Annotated in this window: 1 protein-coding gene; it reads right to left on the bottom strand. The window is 61.6% G+C overall.

What is annotated here, in order from left to right:
- On the bottom strand, positions 1 to 317 hold a 317-nt coding region (locus RU01_RS20440; RefSeq protein ID WP_042576440.1), incomplete at its 3' end, for a hypothetical protein.
- Between the last annotated feature and the right edge of the window lie 63 nt (positions 318 to 380).

Raw genomic sequence — 380 nt, 5'->3', positions numbered from 1 at the left:
ACCGCTTCGCTCTGCGCCACCTTTTTCTTGAGGGCGTCGTTCTCCTTGCGTAGTCGTGCCAGTTCGGCGCGTTCGGTGTTCTTCACCTCGAACCTCGACTTCCGTGCGGCGGTCACCATCGATGCGGTGAATTCTCCACGCTCCCGCGCCTCGAGCCACCGTTTGACGGTGTTCGTCGTCAGCGAGTGCTTCCTCAGCAGTGCCGTCTTCGCTCCACGCTCGACCGCGTCGTCCCACGATCTGAGGAACTCGACTCGGAACGCGAGAGGAAACCTCCGCACTCCCGTGGCACTGCGGCCTATTTCGACGTCGATCATGATCACTCATCTCCCCGCACCCGCGCCGACATGTCTCACAACGATGCTGGCAAAGAGCGTGCA

Source organism: Rhodococcus sp. MEB064 (assembly GCF_000834565.1).
Lineage (GTDB): Bacteria > Actinomycetota > Actinomycetes > Mycobacteriales > Mycobacteriaceae > Rhodococcoides.
This window is presented reverse-complemented; position numbering and strand designations above follow the sequence as displayed.